This window comes from Candidatus Cloacimonadaceae bacterium (genome assembly GCA_030693415.1).
Lineage (GTDB): Bacteria > Cloacimonadota > Cloacimonadia > Cloacimonadales > Cloacimonadaceae > JAUYAR01.
The window spans coordinates 1-18422 of sequence record JAUYAR010000140.1 but is presented as its reverse complement, the minus strand read 5'-3'; the positions used below and the strand labels follow the sequence as shown (position 1 = coordinate 18422).

Genomic DNA, 18422 nt, shown 5'->3' with positions numbered 1-18422 from the left:
ATGATAACGAAGGACTCGCTTAGCTTTCCTGACTTACTTGCTCAGATTCAAAATGTTCATCAGGAGTTGAACCGTCAGGCGACTCAGTCTGTCAATATCACTCTTACTATCAGGAATTGGTTAATCGGATATTACATCAGCGAATACGAACTGAGAGGAGCTGACCGGGCTGAATATGGAGATAAGCTGTTTGAACGCTTAGCAGAAGAGCTACTCTTACTTGATGTTCCACGAACTGACAAACGAGAGCTTTATCGATATGCCAAATTCTATAGAGTGTTCCCTCAGATTGTGGAGACAGTGAATCCACAATTACAACAGCTTTTGGGGAAAGCACTTATAGATCTTGTAGATTTTGACACGAAACATGATGTAGGCAATGAATCGAGGATTGTGGAGACACCGTCTCCACAATTGCAGATTGAGGCAAGGCAGTTAGTTAGCCTTTTATCATTTTCTCATATTTCTGAGCTATTGGATATTGATAATGATACAATGAGAGTGTTTTATATACACGAGTGTATAATAGGTAATTGGTCAGTAAGACAGCTTAGGCGTCAGATAAAATCTCTCTACTACGAGCGAACCGGGCTTTCCACAAACAAACAGAAACTCGTCGAGCAAACCAATAATACTGTGGAAGTCTTTGATCCCTCCCGCACCATTAGAGACCCCTATGTTTTTGAATTTCTGGGGCTCAAAGCCAAAGAGGTAATGAGCGAATCCCATCTGGAAGATCAACTCATCGAGAAACTACAGGAATTCCTTCTGGAACTGGGGCATGGTTTCTGCTTTGAAGCCAGACAAAAGCGAATCCTAATTGGCGAAACCCAATACTATATTGATCTGGTATTTTACCACCGCATCCTCAAATGCCATATTCTGGTGGAACTAAAGCTTGCCGAGTTTAATCACGAGAACATCGGTCAACTAAACACCTACGTAAGCTGGTACCGAAAGAATGAAATGCATCCGGGTGATAGCGATCCCATTGGCATTTTGCTGTGTACAGATAAAGATTCCACTCTCGTGGAGTATGCTCTGGCTGGCATGGATAACCAACTCTTTGTTTCAAAATATCTGCTGGAGCTACCCAGCAAGGAAGATATGCAAAGATTCCTTGAAACTCAATTGCATCAGGATTTACCATGATAGATAAACAGACCAATGCCAGGCTCAAACGTTTTGCACAGGAAGCCCGACGTTACCTGATAAACCAAGTAGGCATCAAGCTTAATGAAATCCTTACTCCTGATAGCTATGCCAGCACCTATAGCTCAACCAAATCTCAATACCAGGCTTTTGAAAGAGAGCTAAAAAAGTTTGGTAATAGAGAGCTTACAGAGCGGGTAGCTTATCTCTGGTTCAATCGTTTCACTGCCATGCGTTTCATGGATATGAACCACTTTACTCCGGTTGGCATAGTCTCACCTCTGCCCGGAAATACTCAGCCAGAGATATTGGCAGAAGCCAGATTGGGACATGTAGACCCCAGCCTGATTAGCGGCGATAGATGGACAAGAATACAAGCTCTGCTTTCAGGTACTGAGGGCAGTACTTTCCATAATACTGATCCTCAAAGCGAGGCTTACAAGCTAATCCTGATCTCTGTATGTAACTATTATAGCCAGATAATGCCCTTCCTCTTTCCCAATGTCTCAGACTGGACACTACTCTTGATACCTGATGACCTCTTCAGTGAGCACTCTATCCTGGCTCAGATACGTGATGCTATGGATGAATCAACCTGCGAAGATGTGGAAGTAATCGGCTGGCTGTACCAATACTATATTTCTGAAAAGAAAGATGAGGTCTTTGCAGACCTGAGAACAGGTAAGAAAGTTCAGAGTTCGGATATTCCACCTGTTACTCAGCTCTTTACCCCCCACTGGATAGTGAAATACATGGTTCAGAATTCGTTGGGAAGGCTGTGGCTCAATAGCCATCCTATGTCTCCTCTCATGGCTAAAATGGAATTCTATGTCAAAGATGAAACCGAATCAGAGAAAGACACTCTGATAGTAAAGAGCCCTGAAGAGATTAAACTCTGCGACCCCTGTAGCGGGAGTGGGCATATACTCACTTATGCCTTTGATTTACTGTATGAGATATATAGCGAAATGGGCTATGACCCCATTGAAATTCCACGGTTGATAATAAACAAAAACCTGTATGGTATAGAGATAGACGAAAGGGCAGGAGAACTGGCAGCCTTTGCACTTACCATGAAAGCCCGCAGTAAAGACAAGCTGTGGTTTACCAGGAAAGATATTGCACCCAAAATCTGTGTGCTGCACAACGTAAAGCTACAAGCAAATGAAGTCGAGACCTATATGGAGCGTTGTGGGCGAGATATTTTCACCCTTAACCTCGAAAAGACTCTATATCAATTTGAAACTGCAGATACCCTTGGCTCTCTCATAGTACCCGCAGAACAAGATATCCAGTCCACTTATGACACCCTATCCCAAAAGAATCTTGGTGAAGACATATTTATTACACCTATTCACGACAAGGTGCTGGAAATCCTGGAGCAGGCTGATTATCTCATCAGCAAGTATCAGGTAGTAGTCACCAATCCTCCTTATTTAGGAACCAGCGGCTTTAGCGAGAGCATTCAAACCTTCTTCAAGACCTGTTACCCTAATTCCCGCTCCGATTTCTTTGCCATGTTTATGGAGCGTTGCCTTAGTATGACAAAAGACATGGGTTATATTGCCATGATCAATATGCAAAGCTGGATGTTCCTGTCCTCATACGAGAAATTGAGAATACATCTGGTAAAGAACTATGAGTTTATTACTATGGCGCATCTTGGACCCCGTGCATTTGATTCCATTAGCGGTGAGGTGGTCTCCACCACTACCTTTGTGCTGCAAAACAAGAAGCCGGGGAATGATAAAGGCACATTTTTTCGCTTAATCGCTGGCCACTCGGAGGAAGAAAAAAGACAGGCTTGTCTGGTAGCTATCACCAATCCCGATTGTGAGTGGCTCTATCACTGTGCAACCTCAGATTTTGCCAAGATACCAGGAGTTCCAATTGCTTATTGGCTTAGTGCCAAGGTAAAAGAGATCTTTGTAAGTTCTAAACCCCTTGGGGATATTGCTTCACCAAGACAGGGATTAGCTACAGCAGACAACGATAGATTCTTAAGGCAATGGTTTGAACCTTCTCTGAATAGAATTGGATTCAGCATGAATTCCAGACAAGAAGCTCGAGAGTCAGGAAAGAAGTGGTTTCCATGCAATAAAGGCGGTTCCTTCCGCAGATGGTATGGGAATAACGATTACTTAGTCAACTGGGAAAATGACGGTTTTGAGTTAAGGAATTTTACATATGATAATGGAAAACTCCGCTCAGTGATTAGAAATCCAAATTACTACTTTCTTGAAGGCTGGTCTTGGTCAACAATATCCTCAAGTAAAGCTTCCTTTCGTTTCTCCCCCAAAGGATTCATGTTTGAGACGAAAGGCTCTGTTTGTTTTCCCAAAGAGATTGAGGAATTTAACAGTGTTGGTGGATTTCTCAACTCAGTTTTGATTTGTGATCTTCTATTAGTCTTGTCACCGACTTTAGACTTTCATGAAGGTCCTTTGTCAAAACTACCTTACATGCACACTGGGAGCTACGCAAGGGTAGACTGTATTGTAGAAAAGTGTGTCCAAGTTGTCAAAGATGACTGGGACTCCTACGAAACATCATGGGATTTTCAGCAATTGCCATTGTTAGGGTTAAGGGGTGAGAGGCTAGCTGTTAGGGAATGTTATGCTATGCAGAGAGATAAGTGGATAGTAGCTGCACTAAGGATACAGACAATGGAGGAAGAGAACAACCTGATTTTCATCGAGGCATACGGATTGCAAGATGAACTAAGCCCTGAAGTTCCCTTAAAAGAGATCACTCTTACCTGTAATCCTTACTACCGCTATAATGCGGACGCTGTATCTCCATACTCTGACGCCTTATACAACCCAGGTAATTCCCAGGCGATTCCCTCGTCCGACCCGGGAATTACGAGGGAATCACGAGAGAATCATGAGGGAAATGAAGAAGGAAGCAGCAGATTTCCCCTGAACAATATTCTGGAACAGCGTTTGTTGGCTGATACCATGAAGGAACTTATCTCCTATGCTGTGGGTTGTATGTTTGGCAGATATTCAATAGACAAACCGGGTTTGATTCTTGCCAATCAAGGAGAAAGTCTGGATGCTTATCTTGCTAAGATACACCCGTCCCGCTTCCTACCTGACAAGGACAATGTAATCCCCATACTGGATAGTGAGTGGTTCACGGATGATATAGTAGATAGGTTTAAGGTATTCCTAAAGGTCACATTTGGTGAGGAAAACTTCAATGATAACCTCCGCTTCATTGAAGATGCGATTGATAATGACATCCGTGCCTATTTTATCAAAGACTTTTACAATGACCACTTGAAGCGTTATAAGAAACGTCCCATTTACTGGCTTTTTAGTAGCCCCAAAGGCAGCTTTAATGCTCTGATCTATATGCACCGCTATACGCCGGATACGCTTTCCATCATCCTAAATGGTTATCTGCGGGAATATCTCGAAAAGGTAAAAGCGAAGATAGCCCAGTTACAACATCTGGTAACCAGTCCGGAACTATCAGAACGGGACAAAATCCTTTCCAATAAGGAAATTGTGCGTTACACGGCTATGCTGACAGAGCTGGAGGATTGGGAGAGCGAAGTACTGCTTCCAATGGCTGAGAAACGGATTGAGATTGATCTGGATGATGGGGTGAAAGTGAATTATGCGATGTTTGATGGGGCTTTGAAAGGGATTAGGTTTTAGGTCTTATGAAACTCGAAAACATAATAACCCAACAGTTTGATACTCACCGTCTTCTGTTCTGGTATGACGAGCAGCATGAGTTTAGAGAGGAATATTGGGCATTAGAGCTGCCGGATGGAATAGAGAAGATTGAGGTCTCAAACGATGAATTCGGGATCAAGTATCGTATCCTGATGCAAGAACCAGATAAGAAATTCCTGCTGTATTTTGCTTCTGCCCGACCACATGACACGGAAAACTGGCTCTTGGACTTGCTACTTTCCAACCAAGAACTACATATCGATCCAGCATCTCTATTGTTGCAGGAATTGGGTCTGAGCAGAAACGACTATATTGAGATACCGAGGAAGCATAAAGAGTTTTTTGCGGCAGCAAGGCGAATAGCAGACCTTAAAAAGCTGTTAACTGAAGACGAATCCTTGACCACTATAAGGTGGAAAATGGTTTCAGTATGCACCTCATCAGATATGCGGAAAGAAGAAATAATCCTTAGTTTGTTAGCTGAAGATGCCCTGGGAAGCAAAGACAAACTCGACCTAATCACCAGATGCAAGCTACAGGAATTTCTCTGGAAGCAAATCCAGATGCTGATAGGCTACACACAAGAGAGCCCATCTTTTAGGGACTTGGCAATTGATCTATTCAATGAGACTGTTAAAAACCTTACCGGAGATATCCTGCAAAACTCTGAAGCTGATAAAAAGCAGACAATCAATAAAGATGGAATCTATCTGCTTAAGCTATTCAAAACCCTACCTCAGTATCGTGAAGCTTTTGAAGCCATTTCTGAGAAGTGTGTTACTTGGCTGAGAATTGAAACTTGGATGACAAAGCAAAACCTGGATGATTTGATGAATCTGGATCTGTTTGAGGTGATTGAAAAGAGGGTCTTGAGCGAACTAACTCAGCAGGTCAGTAATGGAATTGGTGACCTCAGAGCTCTTAGCAATACGATACAAAAACGTAAGAACAGCCATTGGTATTACAAGTATGAAACAGCATACAATTGCCTCTTGGCAGCCGCAGACTATTTCAATGGCATAAATACAGCAAAACTCGATATCTACTCCCTAAGCAAGGGCTTTGCCGATTATAGCACAGAATGGTTTAACATCGATTATCAGTATCGGAAATTCAATCTGTATTACAACCGCTTCTCTCATTACACTCTTTTTGAAGAGCTATCTCAGAAAGTTGAGCAGAGCTATGTGAACCACTATTTGTTTAAGCTAAACACAGGCTGGTCAGCTATTCTTGCCCAGCAGAAGACCTGGATCAATGCTCTACCAAATCCCCAAACCAGTTTTTGGGAAAAGCATGTGATTCCAATTACCCAAACCGGAAAGAAGATATTTGTGATTATCTCTGATGCCTTACGTTTTGAGATTGCATCTGAACTGATGAGCAGAATACGCCAGGAAGACCGTTATGAAGCGGAACTGACAGCCATGCAGGGAGTATTGCCAAGTATTACGGCTGTAGGCATGGCAGCTCTTTTACCTCATCATACTATTGAATTGGATGAATCAGGAAACGTAACAGTGGATGGATTGAGTAGCTCCGGTACTGAAAACAGAGCAAAAGTACTGGATAAGCATCTTCCGGGTAAGGCACTTGCCATCAGAACTGAAGAGGTTATGAGCAAAAACTCCGATGAAGGCAAGAAACTGTATCGAGATTATGATGTTATCTATGTCTATCATAACGTGATCGATGCCACCGGGGATAAACTGGTGAGTGAAGCGAAGGTTTTTGAGGCAGTAGAAACAGCTTTGAACGACCTTGTGAGCCTGGTGAGAAAACTCACATCTGCCAATGCCAACAATATAATCATTACAGCCGATCATGGTTTTCTCTATCAACAGCAAGAACTGAGTGTTAGCAGCTATTTGAATGAAGAGATATCATTACCAACGAAATCTACAAAATTCAGGAGAGGCATCATTGGAAAGGGATTTGAGGATAACCCCAATGTACTGATCTTCAGGGCTGAACAGCTTGGGCTGCATGGAGATATTGAAGTGGCGATCCCCCGAGGAAACCAGAGAATGAGACAAAGTGGTTCTGGAAGCAGATATGTGCATGGAGGAGCCAGCTTGCAGGAGATTTGTATTCCCCTACTCAAGATAAACAAGAAACGAGTGAGTGACACTAATGAGGTAGAGGTGGAAATCCGTACCAGTGGGGGTAGAAATATCACCTCTGGTGTGCTTGTGTTCAGGCTTTACCAAACCAAGCCTGTGGATGACAAGCTGAAGGCTGTGACATTGAGAATCGGTCTATTTAATCAGTTAGATGAGCCAGTGTCCGAGCTAAAGACAATGGTGTTTGATTCGACTTCTTTGAACGATAAGGAGCGAGACATTGAATGCCGATTCTTGCTCTCCAGCAAGGCTGGTGAAAGTATTAATGATGAGCTTGTGCTCAAGCTGGAGCAACCAATCCCGGGGACAAATAAATACAAACTCTACAAAGACAAATGCGAGAAATTCACTATCAGTCGTATCTTTGGAACTGACTTTTAAGGAGCTATGATGAGCAAACTTGATGACAAAATCAATGCCAACTTTCCAGGCTTAGTTGTACGGAAAGACCTTGTGAAGACCGTGAAGGGTAATGCCATTGTGCCAACCTATGTGCTGGAATATCTGCTGGGTCAGTATTGTGCCACTTCGGATGAAGCAAGCATTTTGGCTGGTATCGACACAGTCAAAGATATCCTTGCCAAGCATTATGTGCATCGCAACGAAGCCGGACTGATCAAATCCATCATCAAGGAAAAGGGCAGGCATAAGGTCATTGATAAAATCTCCGTATCCTTGAATGATAAAAACGACTGTTACGAGGCTTCATTTTCCAGCCTGGGTATCAGTAAAGTAGTGGTCGATTCTGATACTATAAAGAAACATCCAAAACTCTTAGTGAGTGGTGTCTGGTGCATCTCAGAGCTTGAATACGTCTATACTGAGGATAAAAACAGCGTTCCTTGGATAATGAGTTCTATTAAACCAGTGCAACTATCCAAATTTGATATGGATACCTTCTTGGAAAAGCGGACGGAATTCACTTCTGATGAGTGGATAGACCTGCTAATCCAGAGTATCGGCTTCAACCCGGAAACCATGAGCCGCAGATTGAAACTAATGCAGCTCACACGCCTGGTGCCGTATTGTGAAAGAAACTATAATCTGATAGAGCTCGGACCTAAGGGTACCGGTAAATCACATATCTATTCTGAGTTCTCTCCTCATGGGATATTGATCTCAGGTGGAGAAGTGTCTGTTCCTAAGCTATTCGTGAATAACTCCAATGGCAGAATCGGACTGGTAGGCTATTGGGATGTAGTTGCTTTTGATGAATTTGCCGGAAAGAAAAAGACTGTGGATAAAGCCTTGGTGGACATCATGAAAAATTATATGGCAAATAAGACTTTCTCCAGAGGCATTGAAACATTGGGTGCAGAAGCCTCTATGACATTTGTAGGCAATACACGGCATAATGTAGCTTATATGCTGAAGAACTCAAACCTTTTTGACGAACTACCAGAAAAATACTATGACTCAGCTTTTCTGGATAGGCTACATGGCTATCTTCCGGGCTGGGAAGTGCCAATTATCAGAGGAGAGATGTTCTCTAATGGCTATGGGTTTGTAGTGGATTATCTGGCAGAGATACTGAGAGCTTTTCGTAATTCGGATTATTCGCAATTATACAAAGAGCACTTTGACCTCGTTTCAGATATCTCTACCCGTGATCGGGATGGTGTGCAAAAGACCTTCTCCGGGTTGATGAAGGTAATCTATCCCAATCAAAAAGCTTCAAAGGAAGAAATTGAAGAATTACTGCAATTTTCGATGGAAGGCAGGAAACGAGTCAAAGACCAGCTTATGCGAATTGACGCTACTTATGAGCCGGTGCGTTTTGCCTATTCTGATAAAGAGCAAAAGCTGTATTTCGTGAAAACCACGGAAGAGATTCAATATCCACTTTACTATAATGCTCAAATTCCCGAAACAGAGGACGAGTTAGTGCCCAACACGGCGTCCAAGCCCGAATCTGGTGAAAATACTCAACCCAAGCAGAAAGATGCGCCAGAAACGCATATTCTCAAAGCAGGGAATATCGTCATCAAAGAAAACCAAAGTGGCATTTCTTATCAGAAGCTTTTCGGGAAGTATCTGGAGGGAGCAGCTAAGCTGGAAATCAAAGACCCTTACATCAGTGCCTTCTATCAGTCCAAGAACCTGATGGAACTGATGGAGACTATCGCTCTCGGAAAATCTGATGCTGATGAGGTGGAAGTGCATCTGTTTACCAAGCCCAGTGACTTTGATGATTCTCAGCAGGATTCTTTCCTGAAACAAATCCAGGAGTCCTGTATCTCGATGGGTATCCTCTTCACTTATGAATACGATGAATCCATTCATGACCGCTATATCCAAACCGATACCGGCTGGAAGATAATCCTTGGTCGAGGTCTCGACATCTTTCAGCAGTACGACTATAAAGATGCCTTTGCGATTACAAATAGAAATCAACGGTATAGACTGTGCCGGGCTTTTGAAGTGACGTACGTGAAGGTATCATAATGAGTTCTGTAATACCTTCTAATACTAACAAACTTGGTGATACACCACTGAACTAAATCGAGGTTATGTGTCATGAAAACTGAACCCAATATGAATGTAATACTCCTGTTAACACAAGAATTAATAGGTTCCAATGAAGAGAGACTTATTTTCCTATATAGAAAACCCATTAATGATTTTTGTAAGAATGACGACGTATATTGGTTCTGGAAAGGTAAAGCACATAGATTATCAGGACAATTGAGTATTAATCAACATGTAGCATTTTGCAATGATAAGGAAGCTGAAGCTATTTTCTATTCTATTATCAATAAAACTCCAGTTGATATTAATGGAAACGATGTTACTTTTCAAGTACCCAATGTAACTCGAAAAGAAATGCAAGATTCGAATCTTATTTTGTCTTCCGTATCTTATTTTTGTGATGTTTCGGATTATTTTCCTATTGAGTTGCGGATTGAAGAGAATTGGAATTTGTTGTGTGGTTACGCTAGTGAAGATACGGATTTCATCAAACCAATCGGAATTCTTACTCCTCTACAATATCTAACTTACATCCAATCTAATCAAATCGCTATAAATCTCCAAAGACAAAAGGACATTTCCTTTAGAGGAGTACACACTGCTTCAGTAAAGGGACAAGGAAGCAAACAGATAATCGGATTTGTGCAAGAGAGTTTTGACAACAATAAAAAGTATACAATTAAGATCACTAATGATGAAGATGAGTACAAGGGAGAAGGTGCAATAAACACAAGCTCAGGTTTATTCATAGCGGACTTAAATGACTTTATTGCAAGTGGAAACCTCTATTATTATATCAATGAAAAACTTGAGAGATGTATTTCTTTTACTCTTATACAAGATGTTGTTTTAAATATGAATATCATTTCTAACACAATGATTGATGCATATGGTCGTTCATTTCATAGAACAAATAAGGTATAAATTGTATGAAACCTATTACATGGTATAAAAGCAACTATTTCTCTGATAATGATGCATACATGGCATTGAGTGATATTTTCTACGATTTATTCAATTTCCTTGGCCCTGATATAATTATTTTTGATCCTTATTTTATCGGACCAATTCAAGAGCATGATGCTACTAATGCGCTAAGTATGGTTTTCGAGGATCAAAGGGCATTTATTAATGCGATAGGAAGATATCTATTTGAATCTGACTTTACTGTAAAGTTTACGATATGCGGATATCCGAAACGTGCAAAAACTCAGATTATAAAAGACAATAGCAGTGTTCTAACTAAACTGGAAGATTTATACACTAGGTATCCGATATATTTGAATGGAATTATGCCTCCCAAAAAGTTGTATCCAAATTTTGTAGATTTCGTTGCCTCAAATGATGAATTTCATAATAGATATTATTTTTCACGAGATACAAGTGATGGATCTTCATCACTGCTGAAACCTATAGTGGTAACGAATAGTATCGGAAATATAAAAGAAGTAGATATAGTACCTGTAAATGATGAATTGCAATGTGCAATGATTTGTTCCAAATACATAAATCTGTTAAGTGGGGCAAAAAGCATTAATGAGGTTTTGAATGGATAATCTTTATAGAGTACTATCCGAATATCTGGCTAACAATACAATGCTAAAATGGGATATCATAATTGAGTTAGCATCTCAAAAGCCAATTAGTAACAACATTTCGTTTTCTATACATGATAAGGTGACCTACAGATATCCTTTCGATTACAATCTGGGGTATATATGTTTAGAAGACGAAAATGATGAGTCAGAACTAGTGTTAAAAAATTACTCTGACATATTGTTAGCCTTAACTGATAATTTCATAGATAACCATATTGCTCTTGGAAACATATTCATATTAATCCTAAGGAGTAGTTACAGAGGTGATTATAAGAGCGAAATGGTAAATATGTTTGTTGATAGAATTGGAAATGATAGAAGCAATAGCATTTTCCTTATTCTAATCAATTCTCTTTCAGAAGTACTCTATAAGCAAAATACAAATATTGATAAGAACCCAAAAACTGTTGATGAATGGAGCCGGTTGTTTCGAAGTACAGCATATTTAGACTCTCATGCATTATCATATAACTCTATTATTATGCTTGTTTCACAGAAAATGAAACTAGATTTTAGATGGGTACCCAAAATCCCTCCAGTTATCCTTGCAATACTAATTGACTTCTATGGCTTGGAAATACATTTAAATAAGGATGACATAAAGGAATTGGATACTTTATCCGAAAAAGAAATCGCTTTCATTATAGCCTATGTAATTGAGAATCTATATCATCCTGAAGCATTAGAATGGTTTAACTTTGAGGTTGCTGATTCATTATTGTTAACTCATTGGAACCATGGTGGCAAGAAGCTTATTAATCGCATAATCCTTGAGAAAACAAAGCCACAGAGTAACAATCCTCATTCAAATCTTAGTCCCATATACTTAGATTTCATCAATGCATTTGCCAACCATCTCACAAGTGATAACATATCAAAATGGCTTACTGGATTAGAATTCCCAGAAGATTACATTACTATCTCAAGCCTTGTATTAGAGATTACTAAAGTTGATGGAGATAAATGTGATTTGAATCTAATACCACTGCCCATAAGGTCAATCTTTTGCAATAGTACCTTTGATGCAATTAGTAAACCAGAAATCCTAATACAGAAATTGATTATCAATAAAAACAGCACAACTGTATTCAATTTCTTTACTTTGGATTCAGTATATCAGAACTTGTTAACCGTATTATGCTATCTATTGCTTAAAGATGACTCGATTTCAAGAAAAAAACTTCAAGGTCTATGTTTTGATTACAAGCAGTATTTTTATTGTGGTTATGATGCATCAAGAGTTGCTGCGGAATTTGTTGAGTTTTTCTTGCTTGTCCTTTTATCAATTGTTCGAATTACTGGGTTGGAAGACAAAGATTTGGAAAGATGGAAAGATATTGTAAGTACTATCACTGATACAGTTCTATATCCATATATTGCTGTTGCAGAAGAAGAAGAGTATATATGGAATCCAGAATATGAATTCAACATGAATTATATCACATTACCCAAGTACTTCATTAACTTGTATCTGTGCAAATTGTTTGAATCCACCTATAGCACAGTTGCAGAACATATTCATTCAAAGCTCTCAGAATATAAGACAGCTGTCTGGCCCTATGAAAGATGGGAAACAATTAAAAAGTGAACTACTCGAATTCACGATTAAAACATTTCCATTTGGGCAAAGAAATCTTATTGCATTTTTGGAGGTTATGTGCAACATCCAATCCCAAGTATTAGTTACCTTAAACGACCTGAGTTTCTCATTCAAGCCTGGAAGAAAACAGCTTCATATATTCGCTACCACAATTGGTATGCTGATTCATTGGAACTTGATCTGGCATCGGTTGACTTACCTAATTTTATTAATCAGTTATCTGATAGAATTCCTACTTGGAGGAATGAACCCCTAAAAATTGTGCCTGCACCCAAAAGCCAGTGTTGGCATATTAATGAGCATAACAAGTGGGTGCCTAGAAGTAACATCTCAACAAAACTAAGGCCTTTAGCGCATGTTTGCATCGAAGATCAAGTTCTGGCAACTGCCATTATGTTATGCTTGGCTGATCAAATGGAACAATTACAAGGAAGCCCAATAGTCTCATTAGATAAGTCTGAAGAAAGAAAGCAGACAATTTCTTATGGAAACCGCTTGTATTGTAGCACTGGAGATAATGGCGAATTACTTCATCATTGGGGTTCTACAAAGCTTTACCGTTCCTATTACCAGGATTATAATAAATTCATTGAAAGATCTGATGTTGTCGCAAGTGAGCATCAAGGGGATAGAAGAATCTACATCGTTCAATCAGATCTTTCAAAATTCTATGATCGAGTGAGTCCAGAATTGCTTCACAATAAAATAATCGGATTGTTAGGTGCCGAAGCTGATCCTCAATTCATAGCATTAATAAGGCGAGTGTTTAACTGGGAATGGAATAAAGAGAAGTCAAACATTCAATGTGTAGAGGATTACATTAAATGCTCAGAATTAGAAGGATTTATAAACATAGCCTTACCTCAGGGTCTTGTTGCAAGCGGTTTTTTATCAAATGTTATACTCAAAGATTTTGATGAATTTCTTAGAGCATCTTTCAATACTCTTATCAAACCGGACATAAAGGTTTTAGATGTATGCCGGTATGTTGACGATCTCAGAATTGTGTTATCCGTTGAAGAAACCCCCAGTCTAGATAGTATTAAAGCTGATATCGTTTCTTGGCTGGAGGATGGTTTAAACATACATGCTTCAGGATTGAAGGTATCTTCTGACAAAACTAAAGTTATAGATGTTTTCGGAGACAAACGTCCATTAGTAAGACAAAGTAAGCGAATGCAGCAAATTCAACATGGGATTTCTGGAGGATTTGATTCAAAGGGGGGATTAGAGGTTCTATCTGCTATACAAGGACTGCTTCGTTCTCAATCTCGATTTTCCGATGGGCGTCTAGATAATCAATCTTTTCAGTTTGCACCAGTACCAGATGTGCACGATGATACTGTTGCCCGTTTTTCTGCTCATCGTTATAGAAGCACTTATCGTTCACTACGACTTTTGCTTTTTGATAAGGTGGAACAATGCGGTTTCTGTGAAGAACAACTTAATGATCAAGATAGCGTTGTTAGGTTTACAAGACAGGAATTAGATGAAGAAGCGAAAATATTCGCATTAGGTTTGATAGAAAATTGGATTGAAGACCCTTCAAATGTTAGATTATTAAGAGTGGGGCTAGATATTTGTCCCGATGTGGCCATTTTGAATACTGTACTCCATCTTCTTCGTCAATACACACTCAAAGGTGGTGGACGTAAGAGCAAACGTAGAGTTGCTTGGTATTGCCTATCAGAAATATTCAGAGCTGGTGCTTCTGAAACTGGATTTATTGAGAATCAAGAGTCATTTCCTGAAAATATTGACATATCAAAATATCGAGAAGCACTAAAAACAGAAGGAATTCGTATTTTAAATTTACCAACCCAATCAATTCCATGGTATTTAAAGCAACAGATTCTTCTATTTTTACTTGCGTTTTCCCCAAACGATGTTCCCATAAGTAGAGAAGGGAAAACCAAAGAAACAAAGCACTATAAAAGAATGGTTCTATTGCTTCAAGGGAACAGCATTGGAAAGTCTGATCGTGATTTTGCAATGTATGCAATACTTGCCAGAAGATCACACCTTAATGAAGGTGATGCCAGAGAGTTAATTACACCACTTCTTACAACGAACAGATTTGAACATATCCTCGAAAGAGATCCTTCTTTCGCATTAGAATTGCTATCACAACCCGGGGCAAATTTAACTCTTAATAAAAGATCATCTGATTTGCTGCGAAATGATAAAGTTAGTGTCACCCCAGGTTATGCAAACTTAATGAACTTTGTTTCAGATAACTCTGAATCTATAAAGTGCATTAATGAGTTATCGATTCTAAAGTTCTCCATTCTATTTCTAAATTTGTATATGAGCTTTGAGACAAATAGAAAATACGTGATCTCACCTGGTGCAGTCAACATAGCTTTCAATAATGACAATACGGAGTACTTTGAAAAGATAGATGTTGATTTAAACTTAACACATGACATCAATTCAATGTACACACCACCCCTTTGGTGTACAGTTGAAGATTCATGGCGATTTAATCTTGCATACCTTATCCGCTTTTTGCTAACAAGACAATATGACTATTCAAGAAGTGTTAAGAGATTGTCTTGGAAGGAAAATCTTCCTATCTATCGTATCCCAGAGAGCCATTGGTATCAACGAGATCATGGGTTATATAGTGGTTTTTCAGCTTTCGGAGCCGATTGGCTTCCGATATCTGATTGGACAGAGAAATTACTCTTCTCTCTATTACAATGGCCTGGTTGTAATGAAAGTTCATTTGATGTTTGGATAAATAAAGGTATCTCCGAAACACTACATCAGATTGATTTAAGGTTCAAAAACCTTAAAGATAAGCTTGGCCATCAGTCATCGGTTCTTATGATGCCGGTTAGCGCTCCACCTTTCAGAAGTTTACAAGATGGAACTCGGCCATTACGAGCTTGTATTGTGCAAAAGGTAATTCCGAATAGCGATTGTTTTAACAATATTGATTTAACATTTTCTGATTCTATGGTTCGCCGTTGTCATAGAAATCATTTAGTCGCTTCTCTTGCTGCTGTGAAAAAATTATTAGACTTGAGAGAGACACATCGCAGTCGTAGCTCACGTTTAGACTTACTGATTTTCCCAGAGTTATCAATTCATCCCCAGGATATATTTCAAAGTCTTGTTCCGTTTGCACGAGACCGCAAAACCGTGATATTAGCTGGGATGAATTATACTGAAACAGAGCCCAATCAACCACTTGTAAATTCTGCGTTATGGATAATTCCAACTCAGACACCACAGGGAGGACTTCAGGTTGTTATTAGACGACAAGGTAAGGGTAACTTATCACCTCATGAAATTATTAGGTTCAATCGCACTCAAACTCATATCAGACCTTTCAGACCGTGTCAATGGATAGTGCATTATTTGTGGAAAGAAGGGGAAGAACCATTGAAACTAACTGCGTCAATTTGCTACGATGCAACTGATATTCGACTCGCAGCAGATCTAAGAGAGGAATCTGATGTGTATATAATTCCCTCTTTCAATCAAGACGTAAAGACTTATGACCAAATGGCACTAGCTCTACACTATCACATGTATCAAATGGTAATTGTTGCAAACAATGGCAGCTATGGTGGGAGTAGCGCATATGCCCCATTTAGAGAAGATTACAACAAAGAGATATTTCACCTACATGGTCAACCACAGGCATCGGTTGCTTTTCTTGAAATTGATGATATCGGAGATTTCCTTAATCGGTGGAATGCTCCACCTCCTGTGATTTCTCCACATAGAATGAGTTGGAAAACCCCACCTGCAAGATGAAGTAGTGAATATTGGCATGCAATCACACTCGAATTCCTCAAAAAATACTGAAATCTTATGAATGCATTCATTAGCAATGTACTTAATATAGAAGACTATCAATATGGCACTTTTGATAGCAGTATTAAACCAATCAAAGTCGGAAATGATTGACAGATTTGAAACCTACATTAGGTCATTTAGCGTAAATGATCCAGAGCATGATTAGATAGTAAGAAGATTGTATGAATAGGTTAGAAATCTTAGTAGGAGTAAATTATGCCAACCATAGCTCAATATAGACCATTGTCTTTCACTATGCACCTCTTTGAGATCGCCTTTGATAAAGATGATAGGCTATCATACCAAGATTATCCAGTTTTTTTACATGAATATATACATTTTATCCAGGATTTCGCTTATTGTTCGTCAGTAATGGGATTTCTCTCTTTTATCGATGATGTACTTTCCTTTGTTAAAGATACTATTATAACTGATAGGCAAGTTTCGATCATCAAATCAGATAATTATGACAAGCATAGAAACCTCTTTTTGTATTTCGACTCTCCCGATAATGGGCGACTTATCGATCAAATCAAGGCTATAGCGCCATTAGAAAGAGGTTTTAGTTGTAAAGTCGTATCAACTGGTATACTCAATAATAAACAAATTGATGTTCATGACATCGGGATTATAAATATTGAGGAGCATTATGTAGATATCCAGTTTTCAGCATTTTTAGGTGAACGTAGATACTTTATCGGTATTAGTGATTTACAAGAATGCCAAGCTTATATTGCTCAAAGAATTGCGGAAAGCATCTTATTAGACAAAGGGCATCCAGATGTGGTTAAGGTTCCACCATTACTACCATACTTTATGGTGGATTATCTATTTGATTTCAAACAAGTTAAAGCTGATGACAAGTGCAAGTTTATTATTCTTGATATTGCGCTGGATACTCTTTACCCAGTTTCAATGTTATATGCACTTCTTGAAAAATACGAAGATACAGGAATAGATATTTCTGTACAATATTCTGAAATTGTTGAATTCGTTTTTGCCATAGAATCATCAATAGGAAAAACCAAACATGAGTTCTACTTAGATATCCTTGATAAACACAAAAACTTGAAAGCTAACAATCTCAATTCTCATCTAATTATGGCTATTGATGCATATTTGATAGTTGCTAAATTACTCTTTGACATTAGAGAAAAAAAGAGGGATATACTATGTGATTTAGTAATTAATCAAGCGAAATTCTATCAGTTTATCAAACGATTATGTCCAATCATAGTTGAAAACCCAATTAGCGAAATGGGCGTGTTTGATGGTGACAATAATGATAAGTTCTTTAATGAATACTTTTTTATTGCAAAGGGGTTTTTCTCAACACTCCGACATTTCTTTTCCTTCATTTCTGACACAAAGAATGTTATTGAGTCATCATGTCCATTAATAGGCGCTTGTGAGTTACTAAAGGAAAATAGTGGATTACTTGAAGTTTGCACCAATACCCCTTGGGAGAGGAACTCAGATGAAAACTCTGCATGTATCTACAGTTCAGTAATGAAAACACTTGGACTTTGGGAGATTGAAATATTTATTGAATAATAAGGAACTTAGCTACTCCACCATATTTTTGTAATCGAATTTAAAACACGATTTGTGGCAAACTGATCTAATGCAGAAAAAGCGTGGGTCACAACCTGTGTTGTCTATTGAATATACACGACTAGTTGGTTAAGATGCTCAATTCAAACAAAATGTTACTTAAAACAATATCCAATTCCAGAATACCCTTTAATTCTCTTTTGGTACATAGCAGCCAAAACCGGAACTTCCTGATCTACATAATCATAGATGATGACCTCAGTCTTAGAATCATAAACTCTGTTCAATTGGATATTCCGGAGTAACTGAGCCACCCATTCCGCTTGATGAGAGCCACTCCTCCAAAAAATAGAGCCACTCGTTCCGCTACTGAGAGCCAGTATTGCTAGAGTATTATCTAATATATAGTTACATAGTATTTATGAGT

Annotated in this window: 9 protein-coding genes; all 9 read left to right on the top strand. The window is 39.0% G+C overall.

All coding sequences use genetic code 11. The features are described from left to right. The 9 genes from Q8M98_08225 (at position 1) to Q8M98_08185 (ending at position 17995) form a co-directional block, all read left to right on the top strand. Entirely contained in the window at positions 1–1152 is a 1152-nt protein-coding gene (locus tag Q8M98_08225) for a PDDEXK nuclease domain-containing protein (protein MDP3114748.1), read from the top strand. After that, a complete protein-coding gene (gene pglX / locus Q8M98_08220) occupies positions 1149–4820 on the top strand; it encodes a BREX-1 system adenine-specific DNA-methyltransferase PglX (GenBank protein MDP3114747.1) in 3672 nt (1223 codons plus the stop codon). The genes Q8M98_08225 and pglX overlap by 4 nt, the downstream gene beginning before the upstream one ends. 5 nt (positions 4821–4825) lie before the next feature. Next, on the top strand, positions 4826–7345 hold the full coding sequence (gene pglZ / locus Q8M98_08215) for a BREX-1 system phosphatase PglZ type A (GenBank protein ID MDP3114746.1): 2520 nt from the start codon (positions 4826–4828) through the stop codon (positions 7343–7345). Between the two features lie 9 nt (positions 7346–7354). After that, positions 7355–9409, top strand: a complete 2055-nt coding sequence (brxL, locus tag Q8M98_08210) for a BREX system Lon protease-like protein BrxL (protein ID MDP3114745.1) — start codon at positions 7355–7357, stop codon at positions 9407–9409. Positions 9410–9481: 72 nt separating this feature from the next. Next, positions 9482–10357 carry a hypothetical protein gene (locus tag Q8M98_08205; protein MDP3114744.1) on the top strand — a complete coding sequence of 292 codons (876 nt, stop codon included), beginning with the start codon at positions 9482–9484 and terminating at the stop codon, positions 10355–10357. Positions 10358–10362: 5 nt separating this feature from the next. Continuing rightward, the gene (locus tag Q8M98_08200) at positions 10363–10989 is read left to right on the top strand and encodes a hypothetical protein (GenBank protein ID MDP3114743.1); all 627 of its coding nucleotides are present in this window, start codon (positions 10363–10365) and stop codon (positions 10987–10989) included. Further along, a complete protein-coding gene (locus tag Q8M98_08195) occupies positions 10982–12619 on the top strand; it encodes a hypothetical protein (GenBank protein ID MDP3114742.1) in 1638 nt (545 codons plus the stop codon). Before Q8M98_08200 ends, Q8M98_08195 begins: the two co-directional genes overlap by 8 nt. Before the next feature lie 69 nt (positions 12620–12688). Further along, positions 12689–16399, top strand: coding sequence for a reverse transcriptase domain-containing protein (locus Q8M98_08190; protein ID MDP3114741.1), 3711 nt, complete (start codon positions 12689–12691; stop codon positions 16397–16399). Positions 16400–16657: 258 nt separating this feature from the next. Continuing rightward, on the top strand, positions 16658–17995 hold the full coding sequence (locus Q8M98_08185) for a hypothetical protein (GenBank protein ID MDP3114740.1): 1338 nt from the start codon (positions 16658–16660) through the stop codon (positions 17993–17995). Positions 17996–18422 lie beyond the last annotated feature (427 nt).